General features: G+C 45.7%; 12 protein-coding genes. 11 read left to right on the top strand and 1 reads right to left on the bottom strand.

Annotation, left to right across the window (positions count from 1 at the left end):
* Positions 1-26 precede the first annotated feature (26 nt).
* From ABS362_RS03920 to ABS362_RS03880, 9 genes are all read left to right on the top strand, one after another.
* Entirely contained in the window at positions 27-1,580 is a 1,554-nt protein-coding gene (locus ABS362_RS03920) for a GAF domain-containing protein (RefSeq protein WP_350410993.1), read from the top strand.
* Between the two features lie 65 nt (positions 1,581-1,645).
* Positions 1,646-5,740 (top strand): chemotaxis protein CheB, encoded by a 4,095-nt coding sequence (locus ABS362_RS03915; protein ID WP_350410992.1) that lies wholly within the window; start codon positions 1,646-1,648, stop codon positions 5,738-5,740.
* Positions 5,741-5,826: 86 nt separating this feature from the next.
* The gene (locus tag ABS362_RS03910; protein ID WP_350410991.1) at positions 5,827-6,243 is read left to right on the top strand and encodes a response regulator; all 417 of its coding nucleotides are present in this window, start codon (positions 5,827-5,829) and stop codon (positions 6,241-6,243) included.
* 549 nt (positions 6,244-6,792) lie between these two features.
* Positions 6,793-8,253 (top strand): copper-containing nitrite reductase, encoded by a 1,461-nt coding sequence (nirK, locus tag ABS362_RS03905; RefSeq protein WP_350410990.1) that lies wholly within the window; start codon positions 6,793-6,795, stop codon positions 8,251-8,253.
* Positions 8,254-8,264: 11 nt separating this feature from the next.
* Positions 8,265-9,050: a formylglycine-generating enzyme family protein gene (locus ABS362_RS03900; RefSeq protein ID WP_350410989.1), complete on the top strand. Its 786-nt coding sequence runs from the start codon at positions 8,265-8,267 to the stop codon at positions 9,048-9,050.
* A 42-nt stretch (positions 9,051-9,092) separates the two neighbouring features.
* A complete protein-coding gene (locus ABS362_RS03895; RefSeq protein ID WP_350410988.1) occupies positions 9,093-9,719 on the top strand; it encodes an SCO family protein in 627 nt (208 codons plus the stop codon).
* Positions 9,720-9,765: 46 nt separating this feature from the next.
* Positions 9,766-11,172: an alginate export family protein gene (locus ABS362_RS03890; RefSeq protein WP_350410987.1), complete on the top strand. Its 1,407-nt coding sequence runs from the start codon at positions 9,766-9,768 to the stop codon at positions 11,170-11,172.
* A 426-nt stretch (positions 11,173-11,598) separates the two neighbouring features.
* Positions 11,599-13,947, top strand: a complete 2,349-nt coding sequence (locus ABS362_RS03885) for a TonB-dependent receptor (protein WP_350410986.1) — start codon at positions 11,599-11,601, stop codon at positions 13,945-13,947.
* Between the two features lie 6 nt (positions 13,948-13,953).
* The gene (locus tag ABS362_RS03880; RefSeq protein ID WP_350410985.1) at positions 13,954-14,985 is read left to right on the top strand and encodes a DUF4249 domain-containing protein; all 1,032 of its coding nucleotides are present in this window, start codon (positions 13,954-13,956) and stop codon (positions 14,983-14,985) included.
* An 85-nt stretch (positions 14,986-15,070) separates the two neighbouring features.
* On the opposite strand, the gene ABS362_RS03875 is transcribed toward ABS362_RS03880, so the two are convergent.
* Positions 15,071-15,484: a hypothetical protein gene (locus ABS362_RS03875; protein WP_350410984.1), complete on the bottom strand. Its 414-nt coding sequence runs from the start codon at positions 15,482-15,484 to the stop codon at positions 15,071-15,073.
* A gap of 509 nt (positions 15,485-15,993) precedes the next feature.
* Between ABS362_RS03875 and ABS362_RS03870 the strand changes: the two genes are divergently transcribed.
* Together ABS362_RS03870 and ABS362_RS03865 are read left to right on the top strand one after the other, a co-directional pair.
* Positions 15,994-17,148, top strand: a complete 1,155-nt coding sequence (locus ABS362_RS03870; RefSeq protein WP_350410983.1) for an acyl-CoA dehydrogenase family protein — start codon at positions 15,994-15,996, stop codon at positions 17,146-17,148.
* 6 nt (positions 17,149-17,154) lie between these two features.
* Positions 17,155-18,693 (top strand): sensor histidine kinase, encoded by a 1,539-nt coding sequence (locus ABS362_RS03865; RefSeq protein WP_350410982.1) that lies wholly within the window; start codon positions 17,155-17,157, stop codon positions 18,691-18,693.
* Positions 18,694-18,742 lie beyond the last annotated feature (49 nt).

The following is an 18,742-nucleotide window of genomic DNA, read 5'->3' as shown; positions in this document are numbered from 1 at the left end:
TTGCAGATCACCCTTTAACAACAACTATGGACAAAAAGACTGCGCCTGTAAATATTACTGTAGATAAGAACTATGATTCGGAGATGTGCGGAAGTATACCGCTGCATCTTGTAAACCTAATACAGCCGCACGGCGTGTTGCTGGTATTAGATAAAAAAAATTACCAGATCCTGCAGATCAGCGAAAATGCGGAGCAATTGCTTTCAATGGCTGCCAACGATCTACTGGGGCAACCATTAGCCAATTATGTGCCGCAGGAGAAATACACAGAAATCATATCAAAAATAGAAGGTCAGGCCAGTCTGGATAAAATCCCTTTAACCTTACCATTTGCAACGCAGCATAAGAAACAGACGTTTTCGGCCGTAATTCTACCGCAGGAAGAGTACATACTGGTTGAACTGGAAGAAAATGAATCTGCAGAAGCAGAGCACTTTACAAGTCTGTACCAGCACCTGAAGTATATCACCACGTTACTAAAGCAATCCCATACAGGCCAGGAACTTGCCCAGCGCTTTACTGAAGAATTTAAGAAATTTACCGGTTTTGACAGAGTGCTCGTTTACAAGTTCGATACGCAATGGAATGGCATTGTGGTAGGGCAGGCGAAAGAGGCGGATATGGATGACTACATGGGGCTTCGTTTCCCGGCATCCGACGTGCCAAAACAAGCCCGTGAGCTATATTTCCGTAATCCGTACCGCTTGATACCCAACCGGGACTATACACCTGTGCGACTTATCCCTGTCATAAATCCCATCACACAGCGTTTTACCGATCTGTCAGAAACCAGCCTGCGCAGCGTGGCAAACGTGCATTTAGAGTACTTAGGTAATATGAAGATAACGGCATCTATGTCGCTGCCGATCATTATAGAAGACAAACTTTGGGGCCTGATTTCCTGTCATCATAAAACGGCAAAATACCCGAGCTACGAGCTTCGTTCTGCTATGGAACTGCTGTCAGATATATTGTCGGCACAGTTAGAGGGAAAGCAGAAAGAAGAGCATATGGAACTGAGAGTGCAGCTCCGCAGCATCCACGTTAAGCTGATGGAGCAACTATATACCTCCTCTAATTTTGCCGAAGGATTGCTGGAAGGCGAGATCACCCTACTTGACCTGTTATCCCTGTCGGGTGCTGTGGTGGCATACGAAGGCAACATCTGGACAAAGGGAACTACACCAGACAACCAGGAAATAAAAGAATTGCTTTCGTGGCTGCGTCGCACCAAATCCAACGGAATGTATGTTACCAATTCGTTACCGATAGATTACCCACATAGTAAAGATTATAAAGAAGTGGCCAGTGGCCTGATCGTTATCCCGATCAACGCCGAACAGGGTGAATTTGTTCTTGGTTTCAGGCCGGAGCTTATTCAAACTGTTAACTGGGGTGGCGATCCTAACAGTGCCATCCAGATGGAACCGGACGGGAAAGGGTACCATCCTCGCAATTCTTTCCAGATCTATAAGGAAACAGTTAAGAGCACAGCTGCCGCATGGCAGCATGAGGAAATTTCGGCGGCCGACACTTTACGCAATGCGTTACTTGAAAAGCTGCTGAAAGAAAGGTACTAACTATCGTTTAAGTTTCCTGTTAATATAGCGCCACGCTCTTCCGGCACCAATCTGATCAACTAAAAATGACATTAACTAACGCATCGCCTAAAAAGAAAGACACCAAACCTGCCGATCATTACCTGGTTGGTATAGGTGCCTCTGCAGGTGGGTTAGAAGCTATTCATAAACTGTTTGATCATTTTCCGAATAACTCCAGCTTTTCCTTTGTAATCATACAGCATCTTTCGCCGGACCATAAAAGTTTGATGGCTGAACTCCTGAGCAAACATACCAGCATGCAGGTACAGGAGGCAGAAGACAACATGTTTACAAGGCCGAACTGCGTGTATGTGCTGCCAAGTGGCAAACAGTTAACTATAGAGCATGGCCGCCTTCGGCTGACAGAGAAGACAAGAAGCCGCGAACCAAATTTTGCGATCGATCTTTTCTTTGAATCTATAGCTAAGGCAAGAGGAAAGCTTGCGATCGGTATTGTGCTTTCGGGTACCGGAACCGATGGGACCAAAGGAGCGAAGGCTATTAAAAAAGCTGGCGGTATGGTGGTAGTTCAGGACCCGACCACAGCTAAATTCGACGGTATGCCACGTAGTGCCATAGATGCCGGATTTGTTGATTATGTGTTGGCCCCGGAAAACATGCCCGAGGAAATAATAGAATACACCCGTAAAATACCGCTGGTGAAAAATCTGATAGAACAAGACTTACAGGGCGAAGAGGAGGAAATATTTAAAGAGATCCTTGACCTTATCTGTACCCATACCCATACTGACTTTACCAACTATAAAGAGGCAACTATAAACCGCCGGATACGCAAGCGCATGGATCACCTGAAGGTGAAAGACATGAAATCGTATCTCGATTTTCTGCATGACAATCCGGCTGAGATCAAAAAACTTTGCCAGGAATTTTTTATAAACGTTACCAGCTTTTTCCGGGACCCCGAGGCCTTTGAGATACTGGAGAAGGACGTTATACCAACAATAATTACAGGCAAAGCCTCAAATGAAGGAATAAAAGTTTGGGTGGCCGCCTGTAGCACCGGCGAAGAAGTATATTCCTTAGCCATACTTTTCAAAGAGGCTTACGATAAATTAGGACGAGTACCAAACGTCAAACTTTTTGCCACTGATATCGATCAGCAGGCTATAACTGAAGCCTCGAAAGGCAGTTACCCGGTATCTATTGCGAAGCATGTATCAGCCGAACGCCTGGAGAAATTCTTTGTACGCAAAGCCAACCGGTACTACATCCATGACGATGTTCGGAAAATGGTAGTTTTTGCGCAGCACGACCTTCAGAAAGACCCGCCTTACAGCAAGGTTGACCTGATTACGTGCCGCAATATGCTCATCTACCTAAACACTGGCCTGCAGAACAAAGTGCTGTCGCTTTTCCCTTATGCGCTTAACCTGGGCGGCTACCTGATGCTTGGGCCAAGTGAACACATCGGCGATATGAAACCCTTTTTCTCGGAAGAGAACCGTAAATGGAAGCTGTTCAGGAAAATAAAGGAAAGCAAAGGCATTAAACAAACCTACGGCATCACAGACTATTCAAGTAGCATCGGTTACCAAGATCACCTGGCTAAGGCTAAAAACTCGCCTATGGCGCAGTATAACAACGGCTTTATGGATGCAGTTGGTGAGGATTTTAAAGTAACCGGCCTGTATGTAGACGAGAATTACCAGTTGCTGCATGGCATCGGCGATATAAACCGTTACCTGAAGTTCCCGGATAAACGCCTGCACTTTAATTTGCTGAAAATGGTGCCCGAAGACCTGGCCGTTACTCTGAGCGTTGGCATCCGGAAGGCTATACGGCAGGACCGCAAAGTGATAGCCCGGCAGGTAGCTGTTAAGCTTGGCAAAAAAGAGCAGATGGTGCATGTCTCTATCCGTCCTATAGTTATGGATAAAGGGCAGCCTAAGGTAATCCTTATCCTGTTGCAGGAAATGGGAGAGGTAGCACCTTTGCCAAAGGTTTCGGACCTTACCTTTGTTTCAGATACAGATTATTACCAGCAGCTTACCTCCCTGGAAACAGAGCTGAAAGATGCCCGCGAAAGCCTGCAGCTCACAGTACAGGACCTGAGCACCGCCAACGAGGAACTGCAGAGCACCAACGAGGAGCTGATGTCGTCGAATGAGGAACTGCAGAGCTCTAATGAAGAAATGCAGTCGCTGAACGAAGAGCTGCACACCGTAAACTCCGAGCATCAGCTAAAAATCAAAGAACTGCAGGAACTGAACGAAGACCTGGACAACTATATCAGGAGCTCCAATGTAGGGCAGCTCTTTGTCGACCATTTTCTCGTTATCCGCAAGTTCACACCTTCTATAGAGGGCCTTATAAATATCATAGACAGCGACCTGGGCAGGCCGATCCATCACTTATCGCACAACCTTAAATACAACGGCTTAATTGAGGATATCAAAAAGGTAAACAACACATCGGTTGAGATCGAACAGGAAGTTGAGACCACTGATGGTAAGTTTTACCTGATGCGTATTATCCCTTACCTGAAGCACGACGGTAATAAAGATGGCGTGGTGGTGAGCTTTGTGGATGTAACAACATCTAAAACGCTTAGCAATGTGGTGCAGGGCGTGCTGAACAGCTCACTTAACAGCATTATGGCGTTTAAGGCTGAAAGAGATGAAAAACAGCAGATAACAGATTTTTGCTGGAGCATTCTGAACAATAAAACGGAAAGCATGTTGGGTTATTCGCAGGCTGATCTGCTGAATACCAGTGTGCTGCAGGTTATGCCATTCCTGAAGAAGAGTGGCTTGTTCCGTAAGTTTATAAAAGTGGTCGAAACGGGCCAGCCTATTCATACAGAACAGCAACTGGAAGTAAAAGACCAGAAGGTTTGGTACGAGATAGCTGCTGTTAAAATGGGCGATGGCATTACCGTAACTATGGCTGATATTACGGAGAAAAAATCAAGCGAGGATAAGGTGCTGATGGCTTATGAGGAACTTAAGATTGCAGAAGAGAACCTTATAAAACTGAACAACGAACTCGAGAAACGGGTAAGCGACCGAACCCGAGCCCTTGCCTCCAGCGAAGAGCGTTTCAGGATGGTATCGATGGCTACGAATGATGTGGTCTGGGACTGGAACCTGGTAAATAACGAGATCTGGTGGAGCGATAACCTGAAAACACTGCTGGGTTACGAGAACAAGGAAATGGGCGAAGGCATGGAAGGCTGGTTAAAGCTGGTGCACCCCGATGAACGTGATACAGTATTGAACGGAATAAACAAAGCCATTAATACCGGCAAAGACCAGTGGTCCGGCGAGTACAGGTTACAGAAATTCGATGGCTCTTTTGCGTATGTATCGAACAGGGCGTACATTATGCACAACGAGTACCAGATGCCGTACCGTGTGCTGGGCTCTTTTATAGACCTGACCGACCTGAAAAACACCCAGGAAGAATTGCAGCAGACTAACGAACACTTGTTGCGCGTGATCGAGGACCTGGATACGTTTGTATACACAGCATCACACGATCTTAAATCGCCGATCGGTAATATAGAAGGCTTAATGCTGCTGCTCGAAGACCAGATAGATTCGGCAGGACCATTGCCTGGCGAACCGACGCAGCCGGTTTTTGATATGATGAAAGGCGCTATTGCCAGGTTTAAGAATGTAATAAAAGACCTGACCGACATTGCCAAAGTACAGCGCGACATTGATGGCGAAGTAGAAGTTGTAAATGTGCAGGAGGTGTATGAAGAAGTAAAGGAAAACATGCAGGAGCTTATTGAAAGCGAACATGCCGAGTTACAGGTTAATTTCGATAACGCTCCCCAGATAAACTTCTCGAAGAAAAACCTGCATAGTGTATTGTATAACCTGATCAGCAACGCCATAAAATATAAAGCCAGGAACAGACCGCCAAAAGTAGTGTTAAAAACAGAACGCGCGGACGGTTATGTAGTGCTGACGGTGAAGGATAACGGGCTTGGCATAAGCAAAGAGAATATTGCAAAGCTTTTCATTCTCTTCAAACGTTTCCATTCGCATGTTGATGGTACTGGTATGGGCTTATATATTGTAAAACGCCTGATGGATAATGCGAATGGTTCGATAGATGTGACGAGTAAAGAAGGAGAAGGTACTACTTTCAGACTTTATTTCAGAACATAACAGACAGTGACTATACGAACTATAGATTAAATGAAAGTGTAACAGGCAACTGTAGTTTCAAGTTGCTAATTACCCTAAAAAATTGAATGAAGAAGATTCCATCCATATTGCTCGTTGACGATGACGAGACCACGAACTACATCAGCAAGCTGATCATAAACAGGGCAGAACTAACCGATGAACTCCTGATAGCACTGAATGGCAAAGAAGCGATCGACCTGTTAAAAGCAAAATGTGCAGCAACAAAAGCCGAAGGAGTAAACCGGGTGCCCTGCCTCATCCTGCTCGATATCAATATGCCGGTTATGGATGGATTCAAGTTCCTGGATACGCTGCAGACTATTGAGGGCTTTAGCACAAAATCAGTAGTGATAGCAGTACTTACTACCTCCCTCGATCCACGTGACATTGAGAGGGTAAAACAGTTTGGTGTGAATGAATTTATAAGCAAGCCCCTCACCAAAGAAAGCCTGGAACTACTAGTCGAACGACATTTTAATTGAGACAGAAACTATAGTTTAGAAATATGAGGAGGCTTTCCCGGCAGGGGAGGCCTTTTTTGTTTTTTACCCAATTGTCCCCTTTAGGGCAAAGGCGTTTCATTCTCCTTTTTTTTGTCATCCTGTAAGAATCATAATGCCCTAGCTCGCGTCCCGCGAGTGTGAGCTACCTAGTGGCGTCCCGCCACTTGTGCCTGAGGCACAGTTTAAAGCGGCCAGAGTCCGCAACTAACTCACACTCGCGGGACGCGAGTGAGGGCGAATAACAGAATGAAATGAACCTACCCTTATCCGAAATAGTCATGATTTAGAAATAGACTAGGATACAAATGATCAGAGCTTTTATGTTTCCAACGGTAATGAGCTGGGGACTTTATAATATATCCTACCCATTCAATTTAATCCTGAAACTATAGTTTATCTGACCCAAACAAAATTCTAGTAAGTGATGCATGTCACTTTGGTTTATGACCTCAGTCATCAGAGTATTAGATTTTACGAAGTTACTTTGTTCAGAATTCAACTAAACGATTCTTCATGAAAACCTCTACAATGACAAAAATCGTACAGCTGCTGGCAATAGGTATATACAGCATCGGTATTTTAAGCTCCTGCAGCTCTCAGACCACACAGGCCGAAGCTGCTGCCCAGACAAATGAAGCTGCCTCTGCAACATTGCCAACTGTAATGGCAGAACTGACAGACGCCCCCAATGTACCTGCACCTATCACCCGTAAGCACGCTGCCAAAGTAGTGGTTAAGCTGGAAGTAACAGAAGTAGTGAAAAAGATGGCCGATGGTGTTGATTATACTTTCTGGACATTTGGCGGTTCAGTACCGGGGAAATTTATCCGTATCCGTCAGAACGATGAAGTGGAGTTTCACCTGATGAACCACCCGGACAGCAAAAACCCACACAACATTGACCTGCACGCCGTTACCGGCCCTGGTGGTGGCGCGGCTTCCACATTTACTGCTCCAGGCCAGGAAACAGTTTTCAACTTTAAAGCACTTAACCCTGGGTTGTATGTGTACCATTGCGCCACTGCGCCTGTAGGTATGCACATTGCAAACGGTATGTACGGCCTTATATTAGTTGAGCCTGAAGAAGGTTTACCTAAAGTAGATAAAGAATACTATGTAATGCAGGGTGACTTCTATACAAAAGGAGATTTCGGAGTACCTGGTCTTCAGCCATTCGATATGCAGAAAGCCCTGGACGAGAACCCTTCTTATGTTGTGTTCAACGGTTCGGTAGGTTCACTTACCGGCGACAATGCCCTTACAGCTAAAGTAGGTGACAACGTTCGTCTGTTTGTTGGTAACGGTGGTCCTAACCTGATCTCTTCCTTCCACGTGATCGGTGAGATATTCGACAGAGTGTATGCTGAAGGCGGAACAACCGTGAACGAACATATCCAGACAACTTTAGTACCAGCCGGTGGTGCTGCCATCACAGAGTTTAAAGCTGATGTACCTGGTAACTATGTACTGGTGGATCACTCTATCTTCAGAGCGTTTAACAAAGGTGCCCTGGGTATGCTGAAAGTAGAAGGCAACGAAGACAAGAAGATCTACTCTGGCCAGCTTGTACAGAAGATTTACCAGCCGGAAGGTTCTACAGTACAGGAAATGCCTAAGTCTAAAGCTCCTGCTGCTGCCATGGCATCTAACAAAGACATGCGCCTGGAGTTAGGTAAAACACTTTACGCCCAGAACTGCCAGGCTTGTCACCAGGCCGAAGGACAAGGTATCAAAGGAGCTTTCCCTCCGCTTGCCAAATCTGATTACCTGAACGCTGATGTGAACAGAGCCATTGGTGTGGTAGCACACGGCCTGGAAGGTCAGATAAAAGTGAACGGCGAACTATATAACAGTACCATGCCAAAGCTTAAACTATCTGATGAAGAGATTGCCAACGTGATGACCTACGTGATGAACAAGTGGGGCAACAAAGGTGGTGAAATTACACCAGCCCAGGTTGGCAAAGCAAAGGCTAACTACAAGCACTAAAATTTAAAAAGATGATGCTCCACAGATTGTTGTTATTTGTGCTGTTGGTCGGAGTCTGCGGTAATGTGCAGGCACAAAAGTCTCTCCCTAAAAACATGGTTAATGTTAAGGGTGGTACTTTTGTGCCCCTTTACGGCAACGATTCAATACCGGTAAAGGTGAAGACTTTTCTGATGGATGTATACCCGGTTACCAATACCGAATACCTGGCGTTTGTAAATAAATATCCGAAGTGGCGTAAATCTGCTGTAAAGAAAATATTTGCCGACGAGAGCTACCTGAAAAACTGGACCGCTGACCTGAACATTGGGCCTAATGCTGCTAAAATACAGAATAGCCCGGTGGTAAATGTGTCGTGGTTCTCTGCTAAAGCTTATTGCGAGTGCCAGGGCAAAAGACTGGCAACTGTAGAAGAGTGGGAATACGCCGCCCTTGCAAGCGAAACTAAAGCCAATGCCGCCAACGATGATAAGTTTTACCAGCGCAGCATTGAATGGTACAGCAAGCCAAACCCAACGTACCTGCCACCGGTTAAGGAAAGCTTCCGGAATTATTATGGTTTGCACGGCATGATCGGGTTGGTGTGGGAATGGACACAGAACTTTAACTCAGCTATGGTGGTCGGCGAATCGCGGGCAGATGTAACGATGGACAGACAGCTGTTCTGCGGATCTGGATCTGACGGGGCAAAGGATGTGAAGAATTATGTGGCCTTTATGCGCTACGCTTTCCGCTCTAGCCTTAAAGCTAACTATACGGTTGCCAACCTGGGTTTCCGTTGCGCCAAAAGTATTTAGTCCTTTGCAATCTCAGAAATCAAATTTAAAATAAACGCCACCATGAAATACCTTTTACCACTTAGCATACTTTTGGGTCTAACACTTAGCTCTTGTTCTGAAACCAACACGACTGATGCGCTTGCTGCACACCAGAGCGCACAAGCAACTATAGCTGGCAATACAGAATTGTCTGAGATGTCGCTTTACAACCTGGAATCGGAGTGGCAGAATGAGGATGATGAAACTGTAAAGTTGGTGCAACTGAATGGGAAAGTACAGCTGGTGGCTATGATGTATACCAATTGTACTTATGCTTGTCCGCGTATAGTTGCCGATTTAAAACGCATCGAGGCAAAGCTCGACAACTATAAAAAAGAAGATGTAGGCATAGTGCTGGTAACCATGGATCCGGAGAACGACACGCCCGAAAAACTACAACAGTTTGCTACAGATAATAACCTTGACCCGGACCGCTGGACCTTACTGACCAGCGACGAAATGAACATTCAGGAACTTGCCGTGCTGCTTAACATGAAATATAAGAACGGTGGCAAAGGCGAGATCGCTCACTCTAATATCATAACCGTGCTTAACGCCGGTGGCGAGATCATACACCAGCAGGAAGGCTTGGGCAAAGATCCCGATGAGACCGTGAAAACTATTGACGGGCTGCTCCGGAGTATCTAAACTATAGTTGCTAAGTGGAAGATCAGGCGCAAAAATAAACTCTCTTATGAAAAGAAATCTACTCAAAGCGCTCTTCTTCACAGGAGCGGGCTTTATACTGTTGCAACACACCGCCAGCGCGCAACTCTCTGTTACAGGGCAACTGCGAACAAGAACCGAACTGCGCGACGGACAGGGAACCTTACCAGCCCAGGATGCCAAAGCCAGTGTTTTTACCAGCCAGCGCACCCGCCTGAATTTAGGTTACAGCGCAAGCCGCTATCGTGTTTTCGTTTCGGCGCAAGATGTACGTGTCTGGGGTTCCGACCAGTCAACTATAAGTAACATGGAGGGCAGCAAACTGTTCCTGCACCAGGCCTGGGGCGAAATGATCCTGAGCGATTCTGCCACTATAAACGTAGAGAACCTTTCTGTAAAAGCCGGCCGCCAGGAAATCATGTATGATGATTCACGGTTACTGGGTAACCTGGATTGGCTGCAGCAGGCCCGCCGCCACGATGCTATCGTTGTAAAGTTCAGCCACAAAGGCTGGGCAGCAGATGCGGGCTTTGCCTTTAACCAGAACCACGGTAAAGATACGCCCGGCAAAAATGGCAACATCTATAACGGCACACCAACAACTCCGGTAGTTCCGGGTACCAATGGCATCGGCATGATGTATAAATCCATGCAATACCTGTACGCTGCCAGAACTATGAAATTTGGTAAAGTAAGTGCATTGCTGTTTAAAGACGATTTCCAGAAGACCCAAACGATCGAGGGTGTAGTTACCCCGGTAGCAGGCGTGAACAGCAGAGTTACGGTTGGTGGCGCGTTGTTCTCTAAAATAACAGATAAGATCGGTTTTAACGCCGCAGCTTATTACCAGGGCAACAACGACAAACTCGGCAACACTTTAGATGCCTATAACCTTACCGCCGACGCAAGCTATAGTTCCGGTAAATTCACCACAAACCCTGGCTTCGATTATCTGTCCGGCAACAACACCACCAAACAAAGCAAAATAAACCACCGCTTCGATCCCTTGTACGGCACGCCGCACAAGTTTTGGGGCTTTATGGATTACTTTTATGTAGCCGATCCTTTTGGTATAGATGGTAACTTAACCCGCTCACCGGGCCTGGTAGACTACTTTATCCGCAACAAATACAAGGCAAACGACAAGCTTATAGTTATTCTGGACCTGCACGAATTTTATGCCGCTAACAAACTTGCTGACAGCGAAATAAACCCAACTATAGCAACTACTTCAGGCAGAAGACTGGCAACTGAGATAGACCTTGTAGTAAACTATAATTTGTTTAGGAACATGACCATAGAAGCCGGTTACGCTACCATTTTTGCTACAGATAAACTAAACCTGCTAAAAGCACCGGCTACAACCAAACAGGACCACGGCCAATGGGCCTACATGATGCTGAATTTTACCCCGGATTTTCTGGTGAAGCAGTAAACTATAGATTTATAGACTTTACAGTTATAGAAGCCGCTCTATGCAAATAGGGCGGCTTTTTGAGTTATAACTACAGCATATGTTATGTAATATTTTGATATCATGTGTAAGTAAATAGTGAAGAATAAAGTAAATCTGCCTATATTAGACCAATTTTCAGCATCCGTTTTACAGCTCATTCTGTTTCCGAACAGGGTATAGTATTGTTAAAATCTGTAGTTGCGTTGCTGAAATTAACCATGAGCTTATCTCTCTTTTGCGCAGTCAGTTTAAAATTTGTTGGTGAAGCTGGTGCCCCAGTTGGTAAAAAAATCCTGATTGTGTGTCAATAACTTACAGTCTTTTTAATGGAGTTTTTCCGGCTTGGCGTCTAATCTTTGTTTAAACATAGATTAAATTTTATATTTGATTTTACAACTCATTTATATGCTACAAAAAATTCTACTATTATTTCTGGTGTTGCTTGTTCAGCAAGGCTTCGCACAACAGCCTGATAGCAGGAAATATAAGGTAACCGGTACGGTAAAAGGTGCCTGGGGAGAAAGGTTAGAAGGAGCGTACGTGGTTTTTTCGCAGGATAAAACAGCTCTTAGCGATAAGCAGGGGCGCTTTAGTATCTCCCTGAGCAAAGGCTCCTACGAAGTAACCTGCCAGTTCATCGGGATGGCTCCATTTAAAGAGACCATTACCGTTACCGAGGACAAGGATATTGTACTGACGCTGGTGCCGCGTAATTTCGATCTGAAAGTAGTGGAGGTTACAGCCCGGCCAACAACCGGCGTAAACTCTACCAACATGGGCAGCTCGTACATCGACCAGAAACTGATGACCCGTATGCCGAAGCTGATGGGGGAGGCCGATGTGATCAGGACCGTATCGACGCTGCCGGGTGTGGTAAATGCTGGCGAAGGAACGTCCGGGTTTTTTGTGCGCGGTGGTAGTGCCGACCAGAACCTGGTATTGATGGACGATGCCCCGCTCTTCAACTCCAACCACTTATTTGGATTCTTTTCAGTTTACAACCCCGATATTTTAAAAAGCTTTACGCTGCACCGCAGTGGTATTTCGGCACGGTACGGTAGCCGCATTTCCTCAATTTTAGATGTAAGCCTGCGTGATGGCAACGAGGACAAAATGCAATATGAGATTGGTCTGTCGCCGATTACAGCAAAGTTCAGTATGGATGGGCCTATATCGGAAAAGCTGACGATGCTGGTGGGAGTAAGAGGTGCCTACCCGAACTATATCATGAAGCTTTTCCCGAGCAGGAACATCAAAAATAGCTCTGGTCACTTTTATGACGGCAACCTGAAACTAAAGTATAAACTGGATGAGAAGAACAGCGTCTCTTTCTCGGGGTACCATAGTGGCGATGGCTTCAAATTCCCGAACGATACGACCTACCAATGGACCAATACACTAGGCACGTTAAAGTGGAATCACCTTTTCAGTAACGATTTTACAGGTACTGCTACTGTAGTTAAAAGCATCTACAAAAATAAAGTAGAAGGCATCTCGACAGGAGAGGAGTTTGAGCTGAAATCTGGCATTGACCTGAGCCAGTTTAAAGTAGATTTCGGGTATTTCGGAAAAGAGAACCACCAGGTAGATTTTGGCGGAGAGGTATCGTTGTATGCTATTGAACCCGGCGACCTGGTACCGTATGGCACCTCGAGCCTGAACCGGCGAACCTTGCAGGATGACAAAGGGGTTGAGTCGGTCGCTTTTATAAATGATGAGTTTAAGCTGAATGATAAGTTCTCGGTTTCGGTAGGGCTCCGGTATTCGCATTTCGCTAAAATAGGCCCGTCTGTTACGTATGTTTATGCAGAAGGCCAGCCCCGCAGCGACCTTAATATTGTGGACACGCTATACTATAGTTCGGGCAATGTGGTGCAGACTTACCAGGGTTTAGAGCCGCGCGCTTCTGTTAAATATTCGTTATCTGATGCATCGTCGTTTAAAGTTGGTTACAGCAGAACGCGGCAGTATATACAGCTTATCTCCAACACGGCAGCCATTACGCCAGTTGATGTCTGGAAACTATCGAACAAGCACATTGAGCCGCAGGTATCGGACCAGGTTTCGGTAGGGTATTTCTTTATGGAGCCGGAAAGCATGTATGAGTATAGCTGGGAAGTGTACTATAAAAAGCTGTACAACCAGGTAGACTACAAAGACGGCGCTACCATTCTGCTTAACCCGTCGCTGGAGTCGGACCTGTTGTTTGGCGATGGCTATGCCTATGGCTCGGAATGGCTTGTTAAGAAGAACCTGGGACGTATGCGTGGCTGGGTGAGCTTTACCTATTCGCGCTCGCTTCGCAAAATAGCTGGTGCCACCAAAGCCGAAACCATAAACGATGGCGAGTATTATCCATCGAACTTTGACAAACCGCTTAACCTGAACGTGTTTGTAGATTATCACCTATGGCCGAACTGGAAAGTATCCGGCAACTTTACGTACACCACCGGCCGCCCGGTAACAGCCGCCGATTCGTGGTACTGGTACCAGGGCCAGATCTACTCTAACTATGCTGGCCGCAACCAGCAGCGAATGCCCGATTATCACCGCCTGGACCTGTCGCTTAACCGCGAGATCATTAAAACAGACAAGGCAGAGTATAGTGGCAGTTTATCGGTTTACAACGTGTATGGTCGCAAAAATGCCTATTCTATGTTGTACCAGCACTACTACGGCGAGTCACCATCGGCCTACAAACTTTCTGTGTTGGGTGCGCCGGTTCCGTCAATAAACTTTAATGTTAAATTTTAGCCAGCTATGTTAAGGAGGATATTCATTTTTGCGCTTGTTCTGTTAATGGGATGCATCGATCCGGTAGATGTGGACCTTGATACACAGCAAAAACACCTGGTAGTGGAAGGCTACTTTACAAATGAGGCCAAGTTAAACTATATCCGCTTAAGCTACTCGCAGCCACATTCGGTGCCATATAACGAGTTCGAAGAAGAAGCTATCGTTTTTGTTTCCAGTGATGAAGGGGAACGCTATAGTTTCAGCTACGATAAGGCAGGTTATTATTACCCCGAAGCAGGTGCGATGGCCTATGGTGTGCCGGGTCATACGTATTGGCTTAACGTTTCGGTAGGTAATAAACTATACCAGTCTGAATCGATAAAGATGCCGGAACCATTGCCGATCGATTCTGTACATTTTGAAGTTGATGAGCAGAGCTATGCCTTTGAGGGGGTGCGTGAAAAGCAACTTTACATGGGTTACAATGTGCTGGTAAACTATAAGGACCCGGCTGAGTACAAGAACTTTTTAAGGTGGTCGTTCTCAACGCAGTATGAGGTAAACACACAACCCTACGACTTTATCAGTCCCTGGTCGGGGTTGCCGGCACCAAAAGATTGCTGTATCCAGTGCTTCCTTCACGAAAAATTAGAGCTGTTGAAAGTTGCTGATGACCGGCTGGTAAATGGCAGAGATGTAAAGAACCAGGCTGTGCTGTTCATGCCGTTCGAGAAGTACCTGGGCGTAAAAAATAAGCTGACAATTTACCAGCACTCCATTACCAACGAAGCCTATGAGTTCTACCGCATTCTGGAGCAGCAAAAGAACAGTACGGGCACTGTGTTCGATCCGCCTCCGGCAGAAGTAAAGGGAAACATAAAAAACACGGCTGATGAGAAAGAGCAGGTATTGGGCTATTTTGATGTGTCAGGTGTGAGTGTAAAGCAGGTTACCATTCTCCGGTCTGATATAACGTACCCTGCACCTCCGTACAAGTACCCCGACGATTGCCTGACACTTAAAGGAGCTACAATGCAGATACCCGAAGGCTGGTGATGTTATAGTTCTGGAATATAATTGAGATAAAAAGAAAAGGGTTTGAACTATAGTTCAAACCCTTTTCTTTTATGCGGAAGTAGCGTTACGCGTTCTCTTTTAACCAGGTAATAGCATCTGTTCTATCAGAAAAGTTTTGAAGCTGGAAGGGTAACAGCTGGGTCTGTTCCAGGCTTTTGATGTTGTTCTGTGCCACTGTTTCAACTTCCTGGGTAGGCGATTGCAAACGGGCCACTTTCTGTACGCGGGTGGTAGCTATACCTTTGGCGAGGTAGGTTGCCACCTCGCGGCTTTCTTCATCGCTTACGGCAATTGCGGTCCTCGATGAATCAAGCATCAGCTTTTTAATATCATAGCTTTTAATGATATCTACCATCACATCAATGGTATATTTTATTTCAGGTAACAGGTAGGTATGTAGGTCAGGGTAAGCTACTTCTATAATATCTGTTGCCGGGTCGTATACTAATTTTACTATGCTGCTTTCAAATAAAACCATTCGTAAGATGCTAAATATAAGGTATGTGGTAGTTTGCAAATATAGTAATGCGAACCTAAGAAAGAAGGTTTTATACTATTTTTACCGTTAGGGTACTGTATAAATGCTAAAACTATAAGTCTACGCAACATCTTGCCTTATATCTGGATATAGTAAAAGTTTACTTTAAAGTGCAATTAATTACCTGATACCTTAAACAATAGCTTATATTCTTGTTAAAGTATGACTTGTTGTAAATTAGGTTATAAACTATAACGCTATAGTATGAGTATTACAGTTGTCCTGTAGCCTTACCAGTTAAGCACTAACTGTGTTGTTGAGCAACCAGTAAATCAAGCGGCAAAACTATAGTTCAAGAGGGCTGCTAAGCTGTCCCATTTCATTTTTAATTATTATTTACAGTTATTGTAGAGTGCTTATGTGCGTACAAAAGCGCTGAATTTGTAAACCTTACGTCTTATATTTGCTGTAATTGGCCATGTAAGTACCTTTCACCAACATACCATTCAATGCAGTTACAAGATATTCTATCTGAAATAGAACACATCGCAAAGAACACAGTTAAGTCAGAAGCCCTTGCCGTGGATGCACAGGGAAAATGGCCTGAAGACAGTATTCGCGAGCTGCAGCAGGCCGGTCTGGGTGGTTTGGTAGTGTCGGAAGAGTTGGGTGGCCATGGGCAGGGCTTACATGCCATTGCCCGTGCCTGCGAAATATTAGGCGAGTATTCTGGTTCAGTGGCACTGTGTTATGGCATGCATTGTGTCGGCTCTGCAGTAATTGGGGCCAAAGCTACCGAGCAGCAGAAAGAAGAATTTCTGAAACCTATAGCCCAGGGCAAACACCTGACAACACTTGCGCTAAGCGAGCCCGGTACAGGTGCCCATTTCTATTATCCTCAAACACAGTTACTGGCCTTATCTGATAACGAGTTTCTGCTGAATGGCAGCAAGAGTTTTGTAACCAACGGTAGCAAAGCTGATTCTTATGTAGTTTCAACTGCCGGTGTAGACCCCGAAGCGACACGCGATGAGTTTTCGTGCCTGGTGCTGCGTAACGATACGGCTGGCCTGGAGTGGGGGCCTGACTGGAAAGGATTAGGCATGCGCGGAAATTCATCCAGAACACTCCTGTTAAAAGATATAAAAGTACCCAGCCATAGTTTATTAGGCGAAGTGGGCGATCAGTTGTGGTATATTTTCCAGGTTGTAGCACCTTATTTTCTCACAGCCATGTCGGGTACGTATCTGGGAATTGCCCAGGCTGCATTTAACGAAGCAAGACAACACCTGATAGAGCGAAGCTACAGCCACAGTGGCACTACCCTAAGCCAGAACAGTATCCTGCAACACAGGCTCGGCATGCTATGGGCTAAAATTGAAAGAACAAGACAACTGTTGTACCATGCCACGCGCGAAGGAGATAATGGAAATCCGGCTGCAGTTTTACCTATATTAGCCTCTAAAGCCGAAGTGGCTCATTGTTGTGTAGATGTGGTGAATGATGCCATGACGCTGATGGGTGGAATCGCCTACAGTCAGCAATCCCGGATGGATGTTTTGCTGCGCGATGCAAGAGCGGCACACGTAATGGGGCCTACAACCGATATATTATACACCTGGCTTGGGCGCGGCCTGCTGGAACAGCCTATTTTAGACAGCTAACCGCCTATGACCCGAACTATAGTTCATATCGGACTTCATCCTGAGACCCTGGACCTGTTGCAGCAGGCTGTGCCGTTTAAAGATGTACAGTTCTGTAAAAGCGAACTGGAAAGTTTTAAGGAAGACAGTAAAAACCTGCATGCTTCTCACGCGCTGTTGATCGGCGAAGAAGTTGCTAACCCGATCCGGTTAGCCCAGGATGCCTTTACGCACGATAAAACAATATCTGTGTTGCTGGTAAACGACAGCAACAATTACTTAAAGATAAAACAGGCCTTACAGTTTTCGCCGTTCATTGGCCCTACTGTGTTATGCATCTCCAACGAGACCGGGGCTCGCATGGCGCCTATTGTAGAGGATGCGATGCAACGTACCGCTCAGCGCAGGAGCTTTGCCAAAGTAAAAGGGCAGTTAGCCGCAGGGCAGCAGTTTGCCCCTAATGCCCTCGATAGGGTCCGGACAGATTTTACGACAAAAGTACTACAGGAGGCACCAATCGGAGCTGTTCTGGTATCAGGAACCGGAATAGTATTCAGTATAAATAATTACGCGCTTAATATCTTCGGAAAATCTGAGAAAGAAGTGCTGGGGCAAATGTTTTCAAGTCTTTTTCCAGAGCATGTTTCTTTTGCTGTAAAGCAGTTTGTACTGGATGGTTACTTGAGCAATGGCAAGCAGGTGTTTGAGGTAATTAAAGGAGAATCTGTTAAATACCTTGAACTGTCTGTCGCGCCCATAAACCTGGAAACGAGCGCTAACTATAAACTGGTGCTGGTAAACAATATTTCTGAATCGGTACTGGCTCAGCAACGCACGCAGGCCCACCTGCAGGAACTGGAAAGCCTGAATGCCAACCTGGAGCGTGTGAACACCGACCTCGATACCTTTGTTTATACCGCCTCTCACGACCTGAAATCTCCTATCCTGAACATAGAAGGCCTGGTGTCATCGCTGGAGTATGAATTGGGTGATGCCCGGTCTGCTGTTGCCCTGGAACTGGATCATATTAAGCGGTCTATAGGTCGTTTTAAGCAAACTGTGGAAGATCTGACCGAAGTATCCCGGATACAACGCAGTTTTGAGCAGGATGCCACCCTAATAGACCTGGCAGCTATAGTGGAGGAAGTGATGCAGTTGCTGGACCGTGAAATTAAAGAAGCCGGCGCAACTATAGATTTTAAGAACGAAGGCCTTTCAACAGTAAGGTTTCATAAAAAGAACCTGACCAGCATCGTTTATAATCTCATCAATAATGCCATTAAGTACAGGTCCCCGGACAGGAAACCAATTATAAATATAAAAACCTGGCGCGACAAAGAGTGTTTTTGTCTGGAAGTGCAGGATAATGGGCTGGGCATACCGGAAGCTAAGCGGGAACGTGTTTTCCAGTTGTTCAAGCGGATGCATTCGCATGTAGAGGGCAGCGGCGTTGGGCTGTATATTGTAAAGCGTATCGTTGAAAATAACGGCGGCAGCATTGCAGTGGAAAGTGAAGAAGGAAAAGGCACTGTTTTTATCCTGCACCTGAAAGAATATACTGCTTAACTGAAACAGTTCTGTTCATCAAATTATAATTTCCGGGAGCTATAGTTCA

Source organism: Pontibacter populi (assembly GCF_040278685.1).
GTDB classification, from domain to species: domain Bacteria; phylum Bacteroidota; class Bacteroidia; order Cytophagales; family Hymenobacteraceae; genus Pontibacter; species Pontibacter populi.
Note: the sequence above shows the minus strand (reverse complement) of the source record. Positions and strands in the feature narration are given on the sequence as shown.